The sequence below is a fragment of the Streptomyces yokosukanensis genome (assembly GCF_001514035.1).
Classification (GTDB): Bacteria; Actinomycetota; Actinomycetes; order Streptomycetales; family Streptomycetaceae; genus Streptomyces; species Streptomyces yokosukanensis.
On the sequence record NZ_KQ948207.1, the window covers coordinates 73,310 to 89,121 of the forward strand.

Here is a 15,812-nt window from a genome sequence, read left to right on the forward strand (position 1 = left end):
GGCCCGTGGTCCGGGGGCGCCCGGCGGCGCGTCGCGGCCGCCGGGCGCCCCCGCGCAAGGGACGCGCGCCATGCGCCCAGCGCACAGGGATGGGCCGCCCCCTCTCGATATATATCGGCGCTCGATATATCCTGGCCGCATGACAGCGAAGAGCATGACCCGGGCGGCGTTCTTCGTCCTCACGGCGCTCGCAGACCAGCCTCGGCACGGATACGGCATCCTGCGCGAGACGGAGGAACTGTCCGGCGGCGAGGTCCACTTGCGGGTCGGCACGCTGTACGGCGTGCTGGACCGGCTCACCGCGGACGGCTTGATCGTGCTGGACCGGGAAGAGGTCCAGCAGGGCAGACTGCGGCGCTACTACCGGCTCACCGACGACGGCGTGGCGGCCCTGGATGCGGAGGCCGAGCGGATGGCCGCCGGCGCCGGGGCCGCCAGGCGGCGCATCGCGGAGGGCCGCCGTGCCGCCGCCCGCCCCGCCGCGCAGGACCCGGCCGGGCTCGAACCCCCCACCGCACCCGGACTCGCGGGAGGCTTCGCATGACCACGCTGCTGGAGACCCGCTACCGCACCGTCCTGCGCCTGCTCCCCGCCTACTACCGGCGCGAACGGGAGGAGGAGATGGTCGAGACGTACCTGGAGGACCTCGACCGCGACACACAGGACCAGAGCCGGCCCACGCTCGGCGAGGTCGTGAGCATCGCCGCCCTGGCGGTGCGCAGCCGCCTCGGCGCCGCCGGGGCGCCCCGACCCTACGTCGTCCTCGGTTCCGTCACCCGTCTCTTCGCGCTGGCCGCGGTGCTGCTCCTGGCGGCCTCCGCCGTCGTCGCACCGGTGCTTCGGCTGACCTGGTCGTTCACCCGAGGCGGTGCGCAGCGGCGGTTGTTCCTGTCGGAGTTCACCGACCACGGTGTGCTCGCCGGGACGGTCGCCGTCGCCCAGTGGGTCCTGCCGCTCGGCTGGGCGGTCGCCTACTTCGCCCTCCTGCGCGACCGTCCCCGCCTCGCCCGGCTCGGCGTCCTGGCGGCCGCGCTGCCCAGCCTGTGGCCGCTGCTGCGCTCGGTGACGGACGCGACGCCCCTCCCGGAGCCGGCGTTCGTCACGATGCTGGCGCTCCTCGCCTGGCTGCCGGCCCTCGCGCTGTGCACCGCCCACCACCGTGACGCACCCCCGGCCCGGCTGCCCGCCGGCACCCCCGGTCTGGTCTTCATGGCGACGTGCGTGGTGACGGGGGCCTCCCTGGTGCTGCTGCCCGCCGTCTCCGACCTGGTGTGGGGGCCCGTCAACTGCTTCGTCGTCGGCGCCCTCGGCCTGCTCCTGTGGAGTGTCCGGCGCACGGACCGGGGCGTACCCGGCGGCGCCCTCGCCCTCGCCGTGCTCGGCCTGCTCCTCCTGGCCGTGCGTGTCGCGGCCCTCTACCCATGGCTCCGGGTGCCCGGAGCCGCCGCCTACATCGCAGGCGGTCTCGCCCAGGCAGGCGCACTCGCCCTGCTGACCGCGGTCCTGGCAGTGGCCGGCCGCCGCGAACTCGCGGCGCGCTGAGCCGTTCCCGGGGCGCCGGCGAGTCCTTCCGGGCCGTGCCCTGGCTCCGGCCCGGCCCGGCCTGGAAAGGCTGCGACTCGCCCGGCCGCGCGGGCGGCGGCAGCCACGGCCTGGAGGGGACGGCAGCCACGGCCTGGAAGGGACGGGGGCCGGCCGGAACGGGACGAGGGGCCGGCGCAGTGGCGCCGGCCCCTCGTACGGGCCCTACGGGACCCGCGTCCTCACGCTCCGCTCTCGCGCAGCATGTCCTCGCGCTCCACGAGCTTCACGCGCTCGCGGCCCTGCGGCTCGCCCAGCGCCCGCTCGGCGGCGTCCAGCTTGTACCAGCCCTCCCAGGTGGTGAAGCGGACCTCGCGCTCGGCGAGGAAGGCGTCCACGGCCTCCGGGGCGGGCGAGGCCGGGGTGTGCAGCCTGCCGTTCGCGTGGTCGTCCAGCAGGTTGGCGACGGTCTCGTTGGCGTCGCCCTTGGTGTGGCCGATCAGACCGACGGGGCCGCGCCGGATCCAGCCGGTGACGTACGTGGACTGCAGATGCGTGCCGCCCTCCTCGACGACCCGGCCGCCCTCGTCCGGGACCGTGCCCGAGTCGATGTCCCAGGGCAGCTTGGGCAGCTTCTCGGAGAGGTAGCCGACGGCGCGGTAGACCGCGGTGACGTCCCAGTCCTTGAACTCGCCGGTGCCCTTGACGTTGCCGGTGCCGTCGAGGGCCGTGCGCTCGGTGCGCAGGCCGACGACCTCGCCGTCCTCGCCGAGGATCTCCGCGGGGGACTCGAAGAAGTGCAGGAACAGCTTGTGCGGCCGGTCGCCGACATCGCGGATGGCCCAGTTCTCCAGGGTCTTGGCGACCATGTCGGCCTGCTTGTTCCCGCGTCGGGTCTCGATCGAGCCGCCGTCGTAGTCGATGTCCTCGGGGTCGACGACGACCTCGATGTTCGGCGAGTGGTCCAGCTCGCGCAGCTCCATCGGGCTGAACTTCGCCTGGGCGGGGCCACGGCGGCCGAAGACGTGGATCTCCCTGGCCTTGTTGGCCTTCAGACCGTCGTGGACGTTCGGCGGGATCTCGGTCGGCAGCAGTTCGTCCGCGGTCTTGGCGAGGATGCGGGCCACGTCGAGGGCGACGTTGCCGACACCGAGCACGGCGACCTTCTCGGCCTCCAGCGGCCAGGTGCGCGGCACGTCCGGGTGGCCGTCGTACCAGGAGACGAAGTCGGCGGCGCCGTAGGAGCCGTCCAGCTCGATGCCGGGGATCGGCAGCTCGCGGTCGGCCGTCGCGCCGGTGGAGAAGATCACCGCGTCGTAGAAGGCGCGCAGGTCGTCCAGGCTGATGTCGGTCGGATAGTCGACGTTGCCGAAGAGGCGGATCTGGGGCTTGTCGAGCACCTGGTGCAGGGCGGTGATGATGCCCTTGATGCGCGGATGGTCCGGCGCGACGCCGTAACGGATCAGGCCGAACGGGGCGGGCATCCGCTCGAAGAGGTCGATGGACACACCGGGGTCGGCGGCCACCTCGGACTTGAGCAGGGCGTCGGCGGCGTAGATCCCGGCGGGACCGGCTCCGACGATGGCTACCCGCAGGGGGCGCGGCATGATCAGGTTCCCTTCGCGTCTGAATGGGCGACTCGATCGGGAAGCCTAAACTAAGGCAGACCTAAGTTGGTACGCGGGTCCGGTCTATGACCTCATAAGGGGATCTTATGACTTGCCCAGCGACTTCTTATGGTCGGGGGTGTTCCCCCGTCGCTGCCGGTGCCCGACCCTGTTCTGTGCGGGAGGCGGGAGCCGGACGGGACGGTGCGGGGGCGAGCGTGGACGGACGTGCGGGAACGACCGTGGCGGTGACGGGCGGCAGCGGCTTCGTCGGCAGCCATCTGGTGCGACGCCTGCTCGAACGCGGCTACCGGGTCCATGCCACTGTACGGAACAGGGCCGACCCGCCGAAGGCGCGGCCGCTGTGGGAGCTGCAGGAAGCGTTCCCCGGCCGGCTGGAGCTGTTCGAGGCCGACCTGCTGAGGGACGGCACCTTCGACGCGGCCTTCCGCGGCTGCGCGGTCGTCTTCCATGTGGCCTCGCCGTTCCTGATGCCGGAGCGGATCGGGGACGGCCGACGGGACGTCGTGGACCCTGCGCTGCTGGGCACCCGCAACGTACTGGCATCGCTCGAACGGACCCCGGACGTCCACACGCTGGTGTTCACCTCGACCGTCGGCGCGATCTTCGGCGACTACGCCGATGTGCTCGCGATGGACGGCCAGGTGCTGTCCGAGCGGTACGTCAACACCACGAGCACCGCCGAGAACAATCCCTACCACTACGCCAAGACGCTGGCGGAACGCGCCGCCTGGGACGCCGAGGCGGCGCAGGACCGCTGGCGCATGGTGTCGGTCAACCCCGGACTGATCCTCGGACCCTCGTTCACGCCCGCCTCCGACTCCGGCAGCCTCTTCCTGCTCGAGGAGCTGTTCAAGGGCTGCTTCTGCTACGGCGCCCCGGACTTCAGCTTCACCACGGCGGACGTCCGCGACGTGGCCGACGCGCACATCGCCGCCGCCGAGCACCCCGCGGCGCGAGGGCGCTACATCGTGGCCGCCGAGACCATGACCTCGTTCCACGAGATGGCCCGCATCATCCTCGCCCGCCACCCTCTCGACCTCCGGCTGCCGCGCACCAGGCTCCCGCACTGGCCGGTGCGCATCCTCGGCCCCTCCTTCGGCCTCACCCAGGACTACATCCGCAAGCACCTGGGCATCCGCTTCCGGGTCGACAACAGCCGCAGTGTGCGCGAACTCGGGCTCACCTACCGCCCGTTGGCGCAGACCCTGCTGGACCACTACGAGAGCCGCCGGGCACGCCGGCCCCGACACTGACCCCGGTTCCGGTTCCGGTTCCGGTCCCGCTCCCGGTGCGCGTGCCGGTCAGGCCGGCCGGACGACGCGGTGGATCGCCGACTCCCCGGCGCCGTAGATCGACTCCTCCCGGATCGACGACCCCGGGCCGGGGGCGTGCACCATCACGCCGCCGCCGACGTGGAGGCCCACGTGCCGGTCGTCGTCGAAGAAGAGGACGAGATCACCGGGCTCGATCCCGTCGAGGGCGACCGGAGTGCCGGCGAGCGCCTGCTGGTGCGCCGCCCGGGGCAGGGTGACCCCGGCGGCCTTCCAGGCGGCCTGGGTCAGGCTGGAGCAGTCGTACGAGTCCGGCCCGGTCGCCCCCCAGACGCACGGCTTGCCGAGCTGCGCCCGCGCGAACGCGACGGCCTTGGCGACGCGTACGACTTCCGGCGACTCGACGACCGGGGCGAGCGAGCCGGTGTCGGTGACGGAGGCCATGGGGGCGTGGGCCGCCGGATCCGGTGTCACGGGGACCGTGGGGGCGGCCCAGGTGTCCGTGGCCGTGGGCGCGGTCGTGAGGAGGGTGGACTGGACGGCCGCGGCAGACGTGACGAGTCGGGCGGCGTATCGGGAGATCACATCGCTCGCGGCGGCCAGCTTGCGCTGGTTGTTCGCCTTGGACACGGCGGGGGAGGGGCGGTCCGGCGCCGTGGTGCGGGGGAGCGTTCTCGGTTCCTGGACCGGGGCGTCCTGCGCGGCGGCGATCGCGGCCACGGGCAGAACGGCCGTCTCGACGGCGCCGAGACCGGCCGCTCGCACTGCCTCGAGGTCGGCCGAATCCGTTGATCCGCCGGGTAGTTCAGGGCGGCGAGGGCCGGGCAGCGCCGGGCGCCCGCTCCCGCGTGCGGCCAGGGCGAGGCTCTCCGGGTCCGTCGCGCGGCCGGCCGTCAGCTCGGCCACCACCCGGTCGACGGCCCGCTCCAGCGCCTCGGGCCGTCGCGCGGACCGGCCGGGCTCCAGGGCGTTCCGCACGCCGTCCGGGGCGCCGCCTTCCATCCGTTCCCGGGAACGCCCCGGAGCCACCGGGCGGTCGGGGAGCCGGTCGGCGGGCAGGACGGCGGGCACGGTCGGGCCGAACTCGGCCCGTACCGCGGCGAACCACGTCCGGGTGACCTCGTCCGCAGCGGGATCCCGGCGCCGCCCCGACCGGTCGGTCGCCGCAGCGCGCCGCGAGCGCGCCGCCGACGCCATGGCCCGGGTCGCGTTGTAGTTCCCGGTCGCGTTCTCGGCCCGGTCGTAGAGGGACTCGATCCGCTGCCGGACCTCGTCCCGCTGGGCAACCTCGTCGCGGCTCTCCGGCGCCATGGAAGACACGCTCCTTCCTTGCCCCGAAGGGCAGTTGGGCCGATTCGTCCGGACTCCTTCGAGCGCCGGGCGGCCTCGCGTCAACCTAGCCAAGGTGTGTACCTCGTGTGAAGGTCGAGGCGTGGAATGTCCGATACGTAATTGTGATGTTCGCGATGGTGTTCGAAAGGGAAACGGGTGAGGCTCACGCCTTCCTGTGAGATCCGGGTGAATTCGCGAACCCGTTGAACACGCCGGCACCGCCGCCCGTATGAGGCCGGGGCGCTCCATGTCCGGCCGGAGCCCCCGTACGACCGGCGCACACCTACAGGGGACGACCTTGGTACGCAACAGGCGCAGACGCCCGACCGGCGCACGACGCGCGACCTTCGCAGCGATGGCCCTGATGCTGGGCGGGGGCGGCCTCGTCGCGGCGAACGTCTACGCCTCGGCGACCGAGAGCTGGGGCGACGGGTCCGCCACGACCGGCACCGGACACGTCCTGTCCGCGGGCATGGCGACGATCGACTGCCCCGACGTCGGCAGCCGGCTGACCGCCGTACCGGACGCGGCCCGTCCCGACGTGGACCGCGAACTCGCCCTGCTGGACCGGCAGACGGCGACGGCCTACCGGCAGCTCCAGCAGGCGGACCGGACCGGCGGCCAGGACTCCGGCTCCGTCGACGACACGATCATGAACCCGCTGAAGGAGCAGCGGACCGCGGCGATCGGGCGGATATCCGGCGCCATCGACCGGGCCGGAGATCCCCCACAGGGCCTCGACGATTTGGCCGCCTGCACACTGCGCCCCGGCGACGACGGCGCGGGGGGCGGCGACCAGGCCACCGGCACCGCCGCGGCCACCGTGCCCGCCACCCCGACCCAGGGCGCCCAGCAGACCGGCGCCGGCCAGGGCGGCAACGGACCCGTCGTCTCCGACTACGCCGACATCACCTCCGCACAGCCCGACGTGCCGAACCCGCCCCAGCAGGCCGACGCCTCGCGCGGCAGCTTCACCTCCGAGTGCGGTGTCAACGCGAACGGCCTGTTCAACTCGGACAACGTCATCGTCGCGCCCGGTGTCTCCAACGGCGCCCATCACTTTCACGACTACGTCGGAAACCAGGGCAACAACGCCTTCGCCAGTGACGACGACCTGGCGAAGGCCGGGACGAGCTGTGCCGACCAGGGAGACAAGTCCTCGTACTACTGGCCGGTGCTGCGCCTGCAGAACGGCACCCAGGAGCGCGACGCCGGATCCCCGGGTGGCGGCACCGAGGGCAACGCGGGCCGGATCGTCACGCCCCGGCAGGTCACGCTGACGTTCGAGGGCAACCCGCGCGGCAAGGTCACCGCCATGCCGCGCCTGCTGCGCATCATCACCGGTGACGCCAAGGCCTTCGTCAACGGACCCGGCAACGCCAACGCGTCCTGGAGCTGCACCGGTTACGAGAACCGGCAGCTGAAGGACAAGTACCCGCTGTGCCCGCAGGGCAGCGACGTGGTGCGCACCTTCCGCTTCCAGAGCTGCTGGGACGGCCGCAACATCGACAGCGCCAACCACCGCACCCACGTGGCCTTCACCGGTCTCGACGGCTCCTGCCCGGCCGGCTTCCGCCCCATTCCCCAGCTGGTGCAGCGGATCGTCTACGACGTCCGGGCGCCGAGCCTGCAAGACGGCGGCCGTACGGTCCCGCTCTTCGCGGTCGACTCCTTCCCGGAGCAGCTGCACAAGCCGGTCACCGACCACGGCGACTTCATCAACGTCTTCGACGAGGACCTGATGGGCGAGATGGTCGACTGCATCAACTCCGGCCGCAGCTGCGGCCCCGACGGCGGCGGTTCCGGTACGACGGCGACGCCCACGGCGGGTTCGGGCTCGGGCCCGACGGCCGCCCCCGGGGACGGCACGACGGCGCAGCCCGGCGGCGACACGTCCGCCTCGGCCTCCGCGCCCGGTGCGGAACCGAGGACCGACGCGACGACCACACCGGGCCGCACCGGTGAACAGCCCCGGCCCACCGGGCAGTCGCACACCGGCGGGCAGCCCCGGGCCACCCGGGAGGCCCACCCGGCCAAGGAGACCCACGCCGCCGAGCGCGACCACGCGCAGCCCACGGCCACCCAGCAGGACCGGCCCTCCGCGTCGGCCTCACCCGCGGCGTCCGCCGAGGCACCTCGGCCGACCCGGCCCGCGCAGGCCACCCGGTCCGCCGAGACCATCGCGTCCGCCTCCGCCGCGGCCACCGCCGCCGGACAGGTCCCGCCCGCCGCCGCCCAGCCCCAGGGCACGCAGGGCGCGCTCGCGGAGACCGGGTCCCATCTGTGGCCCGCGGCCCTCGGCACCCTGCTCGCCCTGTCGGGCCTGGTCATGCTGGTCAGGGCCAGGCGGTTGCGCTACTGACGCAGCTGGAGCGTCCGCTTGGCGAGTTCGTACGCGGGTCGCATGGCGTCGTGCTCCTCGGTGTCCATGCCGCCGAGGTGCACGACGACCGGTCCGCCGGGCGTGCTGACCGCGAAGGCGGTCTCCTGCTTGGACTCGCCGAGGAGTTCGCTGGTGCAGAGGTACTCCACCTCCACGCCGCGCAGGCCGCCGCCCGTCGTGACGGAGTGGTACCGCTCCTTGCCGACGCCACCCTGCGCGGCGACGAACTGCCGTAGCACGCCGCCCGCGTCGGCGTTCCCCGGCTTGCCGGTCCACACCCGCAGAAAGCCGACGCGGCCCGCCGGCCGGGCGTCGATCTCGCACGCGGCGGTGACCGGCCCCTGGCGCAGGAGGGCCTCGGCGAGCGCCCCGCTCAGGTCGCCGTCGGAGCCCTTCGACGCCTTCGACGACTCCGCCCCGGAGTCGATCGCCTCGGCCTTCCAGTGCTCGGCGATGTCGAAACGGACGGGCAGTTCACAGCCCGACCCGGCCGCCCCGATCGAGCCGCCGCGCACCGTCGGCGTCGCCGTCCTCCCGGCCCCCTTGCCCCCGGCGGTCGCAGCCGAGCCGGTGGCCTTCTCCTCGTCACCGTCCGCCGATCCCACGCACCCGCCGAGCACCGCAGCCAGCGCCACCGCCACGACCGCTCTTCCCCGTACGGAACCCACCCTGACCTGCACTTCCGGCTCCCCTCCCGTTCAGGGGCGCCACTGTAACCGAGGGCACCGACAGCGCGGCACGGCATGTCCCGCGCGGGCGGGCCCGATCAGCCTCACACGAGTGCCTTGCCGTAGAGCGTGGAACTGCGCCGGACCGTCATGCCGAGACGCTCGTACATCGCGAACGCGCCGGTGCCGGAGTGCGTCCACAGCGTGCAGGCGGGCCTGCCTCGGCGGTGGAAGGTGTCGAACGCCTGCAGCAGGAGCGTGCGGGCGATGCCCCGCCCGCGGTGGTCGCGCCGTACCGCGACCCGCGCGACGTACCCTTCGGCGTCCCCCTCGATGCCTTCCGCGGCGCACCCGTCGGCATCCGCCTCGGCGTACCCGTCGGCGCCCTCCTCGCCGTGGGCCGGGATCTCCAGCGACAGCACGGCCCCGACCATCTGTTCACCGGCGAAGGCCACCGGCGATGCCGCGGGCACGAACGTGGGCCGTTCGACGGTGCGCCGGGCCCACTGCGCGTAGGTCTTCCGGCGCGGCTGCCACTCGTCGAAGGCGTCCTCGGTGAGCTGGTGGGCAGCCTGTTCGTCGCCGGGTCGGAACGGGCGTACGGTGATGCCCGCCGGCGGATCGGGCACGTGCGGTCCGTGCGGCAGCGCGACCTCCAGCAGCCACTCGGTGACCAGCCGGGAGTACCCGGCGGCCCGCAGGAGCGCGGTCGCGGCGCGATCGGTGTCCGAGACGGTCTGCGCGAGCCGGTCGCCGCCCGCCTGCCGGGTCCGGTCCTCGGCCCAGCCGAGCAGGCCGCTGCCGAGTCCCCGCCCCTGGTGGCCGGGGTGCACATGAACCCTGGCCCGTCGCCCCTGCACCCAGCAGTAGCCGACCGGTCCACCCGTGCCGTCCCGCACGAGCAGCGTGTCGGACTCCGGCCGCAGTCCGGGCAGGGACAGCTCGGCGGCGAGCCGGTCGGCGCCGGTCGTGGGGCGGCCGTGCAGCTCGCGTTCGCAGGAGGCGACCAGCCGGTGGATCGCGGCCACATCGGCGAGGGACACCGAGCGGCACCGGTAGCCGTCCGGCAGCCACAGCGGACGAAGAGCGGTCGTACGCGCACCCACGCCGGTCACGGCAGCCCCTTCCGTCCTTCCCGTGCACAGCGTCTACCCCGCCGCGCCGACCGGCACGCCCGCCGTTTGCGAGGCGCCGCCGACGCACGGCAGGGTGCGGTGTGTGCCTACCTTGCTGATCGTCCACCACACCCCGTCGCCCAACTGCCAGGCCCTGTTGGAGGCCGTCGTCGCCGGAGCCACCACACCGGAGATCGAAGGCGTCCGCGTCGTGCGGCGGGCGGCCCTGTCCGCGACCGCGTCCGACGTCCTGGAGGCCGACGGCTATGTGCTCGGCACACCGGCGAACCTCGGCTACATGTCCGGCGCGCTCAAGCATTTCTTCGACCAGATCTACTACCCCTGCCTGGACGAGACCCGGGGCCGGCCCTTCGGCTACTACGTCCACGGCGGCAATGACGTCACCGGCGCCGTCCGCGCCGTCGAGGCCGTCACCACGGGCCTCGGCTGGCGGCGCGCCGCCGACGCGGTGGCCGTCACCGGCGAGCCCGCCAAGGCCGACACACAGGCGTGCTGGGAGCTGGGGGCCACGATCGCCGCGGGTCTGATGCCCGGCGTCTGAGCGACGGGCCGACGTCCCACCGCACACCCCGCGCCGCACGCCCTGCCCGGAGGGAAGAAGGTGCGGGCCCGGTGTCCCTGGCCGACGATGGGACGGGGCCGGGTGCCGACGGCGTGGCCGTGGCCCGTGGCCCGTCCCATTCGTCGTACGTCGTACGTCACAGAGCGAGGGAGCGTCGGATGCGAGCGGACGGCCACGCACCCGGACGGCCCACGCCGGACGGCCGGGACCCCGGTCAGGTTCCCGGCCGGGACAGCCGCCAGGACTACGGGAGCCTGCCGATGCTGCGGCGCGTGCGCCGGCTGACGGCGGCCGTCGCCGATCACGGCCTGGCCGCCGCAGGGGCTCTGCGCGCGCTGCTCCGCGACCGCGGACCCCGGCGCGCCCTGTCCGGGCCGGCTCGGTCGATGGCCGAACTCGGGCTCGTCCGCGTCCTGTTGGACGAGGGTCCCGAGAGCGGTGGGACCGGCCGGACCCTCATGGCGGGGCGTGCGCCGTCGGCCGGCCCGCCGCACCGGATCCGCGCACCCCACCCCGGGCACAGGGCGAGGGGCGACGGTGCGGCCGAAGCCGTCGAACTCGTCGACCAGGAGAAGCAGTTCATCGCGACCGCGGGTTCCTTCCTCGGTTTCCTGCGCAACATCGAGGTGCTGTCCGCCGGCGGACGGATCCTCGTGCAGAACGTGCGCGGGCCCGACGGGATCGTCCGCTATGTCGTCCAGGCGCCCGGCATCGCACCGGGCCGCCCCCGCAACGACTCCCCGCAGTACCTCGCCGGCACTCGGCCCGGCGCGGACAGGGCGGCCGACTCGCCCTACATCCGCTCCGTGCTGCTCGCCCTGGAGGACTACGGCATCCCGCGCGGCGCCGACCTCGCGCTGATCGGACACCGCGAGGGCGGGCTCGCGATGCTGAACCTCGCCCAGGACGAGGAGTTCTGCCGCACCTACCGGGTCACGCACGTCGTCGCCGTCGGCTCCCGCGGCGGCCACGGCAGGCCCGCCGACCCGCGCACCTGGATCGCCGGCATCACCAACCAGTACGACGTCCTGCCCGGCCAGGACGGCCAGGACGCGGCCTCCGCGTGCGAGCCGCATCCGAACCGGTACGACGTCGACTACGCCGGGCCCACCCGCGCGGTCCCGCTGTGCCAGATGCTCCGCGAGTACATCGAGCACCTGCGCACCGTCGTCCCCGGTGCCCGCGAAGCCGTCGACACGGCGCTCACGCCGTACCGGGGCCCGATCGTGCGCACCCAGGCCTACCGGCTCAAGGACCGCGCCCGCCCGCCCGAGGGCTACCCGTTCCTCACCCTGCCGACCGGCTCGATCGCGACGACGGTCGGCCCGGTCGACGTGCCGGTGCGCTACTCCGACTCCTCCGCCGCCCACCTGTGCTTCCCCGTCTGCGCCGACACGGCACGCGGCCTGCTTCCGGACGTCCCGTGGCTGACCCCGAGCCGGCTGGGCGGGCGGGCCCTCGCCGTGCTCTCGCTCCACGAGCACCGCCGCACCACGATCGGCCCGTACACCGAGATCGCCCTGTCCGTCCTGGTCGACGACCTGTGGCGGCCCGGCCCCTACGACCTCGCCGCCGACCTGCTGCGCCGTGCCGACCTGCGCCGCACCGGCCGCCATGTCCTCTCGGTCGCCGTGACCAGCGAGGAGGCCCGGGTGGTCGCCCGGGAGATCTGGGGCCAGCCCGCGATGCGGACGACCGCCGAGGCGGACCTGACGGGCCGGGAGATCGACGTCCGCTCCCGGGACCTCGGGCTCACCGTCCGGGGCCCGCTCGGTCCGGGCATCCGCTGCCCGGAGGCCGACTGGGTCCTCTACGGCCGCCGGGGCGAGAGCACGGTACGCACCCTCGTCCGGGCCCGCGGCAGGCTGCGGCTGCACCCCGGCACCGGTGTCCGGCTGCGACTGGGCACCGCGGCGGCCGAACCGCTCGCCGGACAGCTGCGGCGGCTCGGCATCGACGCGGCCCGGCCCCTGTTCGTGCTGGCCTGCCCCCGGTTCATGCTCCACCGCAGCGCCGGCGCCGTCCTGCCGCGCTGACGGTCCTGCCCCTCGACCGGCATCCGTGTCGCGGCGGGCCTCAGCGCACCCGTTCGGCCGCCGCCCGGGTGAGGTGGCGGCGCGGTGCGGAGGCGTCACGGGCCCGCTCCGAGCCGCCCTCGGCGCCCTCGGTGAGCGGCCGTACGAAGAGGCTGACCGTGGCCTCCTCCGCGAAGCCGTTGCGGCGCATCAGCTCGGCGGAGGCGGTGTTGCGCCGCTCCACGTCCGTGACCACGCACACCGCCCCGGCCGCCGCCAGCCGCGCACAGCACTCCTTCACCAGCCGGGAGGCCACCCCGCGCCCCTGATAGGCGGGGTCGACGGCGATCCACTCGAGATAGCTCCAGTCGGCGCGCTGCTCGAAGGACGGCGAGCCGAGCACGAACCCGGCCACCCGGTCGCCGTCGAGCATCACGAGGCAGGCGGAGTCCGGCGCGTCCAGATGCTCGGCGACGGCGGACAGCGACCAGCCGGTGTAGGGCATGGCGTCCGTGTCGTACACGCGGTGGCCGAGATCGAGGACGGCGGCCAGGTGCTCGAAGCCGAGGGGCTGCAGCGTCAGCTCGTCGGGGGTGCGCGGGACGTCGGCCATGAGTACTCCCTTCGGGGCGGCATTTCGCAGCATATGTCCGCCGTGGCCGTCCGGCACGACCGACCGTTCCACGGCCTGCCCCCGTCAGGACTTGCGAGCCACCCCGACGTACACCGGCTGCTCCCGCTGGACCCGCATGCCCGGCTCGGGGTGCCAGCTCGTGGCCGGTACGACACCCGGATCGCACAGCTCCAGGCCGTCGAAGAACTGGGTCACCGCGGCGTGCGAGCGCGCCTGCACCGGGGTGCCTCCGGCGCGGTAGACCGCCTCGACCCGCTCCCGGACCACGGGGTCGAACTCGCCGCTGCCGTGGGACAGCAGCAGGTGGCTGCCTGCGGGCAGGGGGTCCAGCAGGGTGCGGACGACACCGTAGGGGTCCTGTTCGTCGGTGACGAACGGCAGCAGCGCGATCAGCGACAGGCCCACGGGCCGGGTGAGGTCCAGGTGCTCGCGGGCGTACTCCACGATCCGCTCCGGCTCGCGGACGTCGGCGTGCAGATAGGTGGTACGGCCCTCGGGCGTGCCGTGCAGCAGGGCCTCGGCGTGCCGCAGCACGATCGGGTCGTTGTCGGCGTACACCACCCGGGCGCGCGGGGCGACCGCCTGCACGACCTGGTGCAGATTCGGTTCGGTGGGGATCCCGGTGCCCACGTCCAGGAACTGGTCGACGCCCTGGCGGGCGACGAAGCGGGCGGCCCGGTGCATGAACTCGCGGTTGGCCCAGGCCGTGTCCTTGACGCCGGGGAACAGCTCCATCACCTTGCCCGCCGCCTCGGCGTCGATGGCGTAGTGGTCCTTGCCGTCCAGGAACCAGTCGTACATCCGGGCGGAGTGCGGCTTGCCGGTGTCGATCCGCTCCGGGCTGAATCCGGTGTCTGTGCTGGATCCGGTGTCTGTCACGTCGGCTCTCCGTGAAGGGTGGGGGGTGGGTGGGTGCCCCGGCGCCGGTCGTGCGCCGGAGCGGAGGGTCAGCGGCAGCGGGAGGCCGCCGCGTCGTCGTGCCGGTGCCAGACGGCCTCGACCACACGGCCGTCGGGCAGGGTGTGCCGGGGTGGCCCCTCGTCCGGCGCGAAGCCGGCGTGGAGCAGGGCGCGCCGGCTCGCGGTGTTCCCGGGCTCCGCGCCCGCCCGGACCGTGGTCAGCCCGGCGTGGGTGTGCGCGAGCGCGACTCCCGCGCGAAACAGCTCCGCGCCCAGCCCCTGGCCGCGGCAGGCCGGGGCCAGCCAGCCGCCCATCTCGCCCGTGCGGTGCTCCAGTTCGAGCGCGCCGGCATAGCCGAGGTCGGATCTGCGCACACAGACCAGGAGCAGCGGGTCGTCCGGGCCGGGCACATACGGCTGGGCCAGCTTCCGGGGCACCCGGCGGCCGTCGTCACCGGTCGGCCGCCAGGCGAGCAGTGCCCTGCGGGCGCGGGGATCGGGGACGACCTCGTCCGCCTGGGTGCCGAGCCAGCGCTGTGCCTCGGCGTCGGCGCAGGCGGCGAGCGCCGCGGCCACGTCCAGCCGGGTGCGGGGCGTGAACAGCAACAGCCGTGGGGTGGCGAGGACATGTCGGCTTGCCTCGGGCCGGCACCGGCCGGGCACGGGAAGCCCGGACGCGGCCCGCCTCCGGCGGATCAGCGACCAGACCACCCTGCACACTCCCGACGCGACGGCCCGCGCGGCGAACACGAGGCCCGTAGGGCCCCGGTTCCCCGCCCGATGCGGACGACCCGCACCGGCGGCGAATGTACCGGGGTTCGGGGGTGGATGGGGTGGAGGTGGAGGCGGTTTTGGGACAGCGCGGGGACGGGGCGCGGCGGTTCGCCGCGGCCGGGGCCGGGTGAGCGGGGGCAGCGGCGCGCGAGGGGTGTTCCGGTGCGCTGCGTCGGGGGTCAGCCGGCCTGTTCCTGGGAGCCGGGCTTGGGGCGGGTGCGGGTCCAGGACGGGTCGGCGGCCGGGGCGGGGACGGGAGCGGTGCGGTGCGGGTGCATGGGAATCCTTCGGACGAGTGGGGGATGGTCCGTACGGTGGGGGCGGATCGCGGTGTCAGGCGTGGTCGGACGACAGCTCCGCCCAGACGACGCGGGCGGGCCGGCCGGGTATCGGTGTCACGCCCCAGTCCCGGCTCAGCGCGTCGACCAGCAACAGCCCGCGTCCGTGCGGGTCGTCGGGTCCGGGGCGGCGGGCCGCCGGCGGCACGGGGCCGCCCTCCCGGTCCTCGACCTCGATGCGGACCCGGTCCGCCGTGTCGTGCAGCCGACAGACGATCCGGTCACCGGCCGTGTGCACGAGGGCGTTCGTGACCAGTTCCGAGGTCACCAGGGCCGCGTCGTCCCGGCGGCCTTCCGGTGTTCCCCAGGCGGCCAGCAGCTCCCGCACGACACGGCGGGCCGCGGCGACGGCCGCCGGCTGGGCCGGCAGCTCGAAGGCGGCGGCGCGTGGCAGCGGGGCCCCGGAGGCGAGCCGGTCGGGGCCGACGGGCCCAGGGAGTCGACCGAGCTGCTCGCCTCCGGGTGGTCCGAAGGGGGCTGCCGGGACCGGCGGTCGGTGCGGACGCTCCGTGCCGTCCGGGACGGGGCGGGTCCGCCGGGGGCCGTCCAGGGCCCGGTGCGGGCGGTCCGCCGCGGCGGGGTCCCGGTCCGGGTGGTTCACGGAGTCCGGCGTCCCGTCCGGGTCGGCGGCCGTGGACCGGCACTGGC

14 protein-coding genes are annotated in these 15,812 nt (G+C 74.3%); 6 read left to right on the top strand and 8 right to left on the bottom strand.

Annotated features, from left to right (window positions below; all coding sequences use genetic code 11):
- The first annotated feature begins 154 nt into the window (after window positions 1-154).
- Together AQI95_RS03675 and AQI95_RS03680 are read left to right on the top strand one after the other, a co-directional pair.
- Complete coding sequence (locus AQI95_RS03675) at window positions 155-544, top strand: PadR family transcriptional regulator (RefSeq protein WP_067117255.1); 390 nt, start codon at window positions 155-157, stop codon at window positions 542-544.
- Entirely contained in the window at window positions 541-1,542 is a 1,002-nt protein-coding gene (locus AQI95_RS03680) for a hypothetical protein (protein WP_067117258.1), read from the top strand. Before AQI95_RS03675 ends, AQI95_RS03680 begins: the two co-directional genes overlap by 4 nt.
- A 221-nt stretch (window positions 1,543-1,763) precedes the next feature.
- On the opposite strand, the gene AQI95_RS03685 is transcribed toward AQI95_RS03680, so the two are convergent.
- Complete coding sequence (locus AQI95_RS03685) at window positions 1,764-3,128, bottom strand: FAD-dependent oxidoreductase (protein WP_067117261.1); 1,365 nt, start codon at window positions 3,126-3,128, stop codon at window positions 1,764-1,766.
- Between the two features lie 218 nt (window positions 3,129-3,346).
- Here AQI95_RS03685 and AQI95_RS03690 point away from each other — a divergent pair, with 218 nt between their 5' ends.
- Window positions 3,347-4,405: an NAD-dependent epimerase/dehydratase family protein gene (locus AQI95_RS03690; RefSeq protein WP_244188606.1), complete on the top strand. Its 1,059-nt coding sequence runs from the start codon at window positions 3,347-3,349 to the stop codon at window positions 4,403-4,405.
- 48 nt (window positions 4,406-4,453) lie between these two features.
- On the opposite strand, the gene AQI95_RS03695 is transcribed toward AQI95_RS03690, so the two are convergent.
- Window positions 4,454-5,734: a C40 family peptidase gene (locus AQI95_RS03695; protein ID WP_244188607.1), complete on the bottom strand. Its 1,281-nt coding sequence runs from the start codon at window positions 5,732-5,734 to the stop codon at window positions 4,454-4,456.
- A gap of 385 nt (window positions 5,735-6,119) precedes the next feature.
- Here AQI95_RS03695 and AQI95_RS03700 point away from each other — a divergent pair, with 385 nt between their 5' ends.
- A complete protein-coding gene (locus tag AQI95_RS03700) occupies window positions 6,120-8,117 on the top strand; it encodes a DUF1996 domain-containing protein (RefSeq protein ID WP_067118642.1) in 1,998 nt (665 codons plus the stop codon).
- Here the strand turns inward: AQI95_RS03700 and AQI95_RS03705 are convergent.
- On the bottom strand, window positions 8,111-8,818 hold the full coding sequence (locus AQI95_RS03705) for a lipoprotein (RefSeq protein WP_067117266.1): 708 nt from the start codon (window positions 8,816-8,818) through the stop codon (window positions 8,111-8,113). The genes AQI95_RS03700 and AQI95_RS03705 overlap by 7 nt on opposite strands.
- A gap of 92 nt (window positions 8,819-8,910) precedes the next feature.
- Window positions 8,911-9,921: a GNAT family N-acetyltransferase gene (locus AQI95_RS03710; RefSeq protein ID WP_244188610.1), complete on the bottom strand. Its 1,011-nt coding sequence runs from the start codon at window positions 9,919-9,921 to the stop codon at window positions 8,911-8,913.
- Window positions 9,922-10,024: 103 nt separating this feature from the next.
- On the opposite strand from AQI95_RS03710, the gene AQI95_RS03715 reads away from it, so the two are divergent.
- A complete protein-coding gene (locus tag AQI95_RS03715) occupies window positions 10,025-10,483 on the top strand; it encodes a flavodoxin family protein (protein ID WP_067117269.1) in 459 nt (152 codons plus the stop codon).
- 179 nt (window positions 10,484-10,662) lie between these two features.
- Entirely contained in the window at window positions 10,663-12,540 is a 1,878-nt protein-coding gene (locus AQI95_RS03720) for an acetoacetate decarboxylase family protein (protein WP_067117272.1), read from the top strand.
- Window positions 12,541-12,580: 40 nt separating this feature from the next.
- Here the strand turns inward: AQI95_RS03720 and AQI95_RS03725 are convergent, their stop codons facing one another.
- The 4 genes from AQI95_RS03725 to AQI95_RS48275 form a co-directional block, all read right to left on the bottom strand.
- Complete coding sequence (locus tag AQI95_RS03725; protein ID WP_067117274.1) at window positions 12,581-13,132, bottom strand: GNAT family N-acetyltransferase; 552 nt, start codon at window positions 13,130-13,132, stop codon at window positions 12,581-12,583.
- 84 nt (window positions 13,133-13,216) lie between these two features.
- Entirely contained in the window at window positions 13,217-14,032 is an 816-nt protein-coding gene (locus AQI95_RS03730) for an SAM-dependent methyltransferase (RefSeq protein WP_279616992.1), read from the bottom strand.
- Window positions 14,033-14,100: 68 nt separating this feature from the next.
- Window positions 14,101-14,658 carry a GNAT family N-acetyltransferase gene (locus tag AQI95_RS03735; RefSeq protein ID WP_244188611.1) on the bottom strand — a complete coding sequence of 186 codons (558 nt, stop codon included), beginning with the start codon at window positions 14,656-14,658 and terminating at the stop codon, window positions 14,101-14,103.
- A 501-nt stretch (window positions 14,659-15,159) separates the two neighbouring features.
- Window positions 15,160-15,765 (bottom strand): ATP-binding protein, encoded by a 606-nt coding sequence (locus AQI95_RS48275; RefSeq protein ID WP_244188612.1) that lies wholly within the window; start codon window positions 15,763-15,765, stop codon window positions 15,160-15,162.
- Window positions 15,766-15,812 lie beyond the last annotated feature (47 nt).

Excerpts from the sequence above, each read along its gene's own strand:
- AQI95_RS03720 (WP_067117272.1), top strand. The coding sequence starts at position 10,663 with ATGCGAGCGGACGGCCACGCACCCGGACGGCCCACGCCGGACGGCCGG.
- AQI95_RS03685 (WP_067117261.1), bottom strand. The coding sequence starts at position 3,128 with ATGCCGCGCCCCCTGCGGGTAGCCATCGTCGGAGCCGGTCCCGCCGGG.
- AQI95_RS03680 (WP_067117258.1), top strand. The coding sequence starts at position 541 with ATGACCACGCTGCTGGAGACCCGCTACCGCACCGTCCTGCGCCTGCTC.
- AQI95_RS03695 (WP_244188607.1), bottom strand. The coding sequence starts at position 5,734 with ATGGCGCCGGAGAGCCGCGACGAGGTTGCCCAGCGGGACGAGGTCCGG.
- AQI95_RS03700 (WP_067118642.1), top strand. The coding sequence starts at position 6,120 with ATGCTGGGCGGGGGCGGCCTCGTCGCGGCGAACGTCTACGCCTCGGCG.
- AQI95_RS03725 (WP_067117274.1), bottom strand. The coding sequence starts at position 13,132 with ATGGCCGACGTCCCGCGCACCCCCGACGAGCTGACGCTGCAGCCCCTC.
- AQI95_RS03675 (WP_067117255.1), top strand. The coding sequence starts at position 155 with ATGACCCGGGCGGCGTTCTTCGTCCTCACGGCGCTCGCAGACCAGCCT.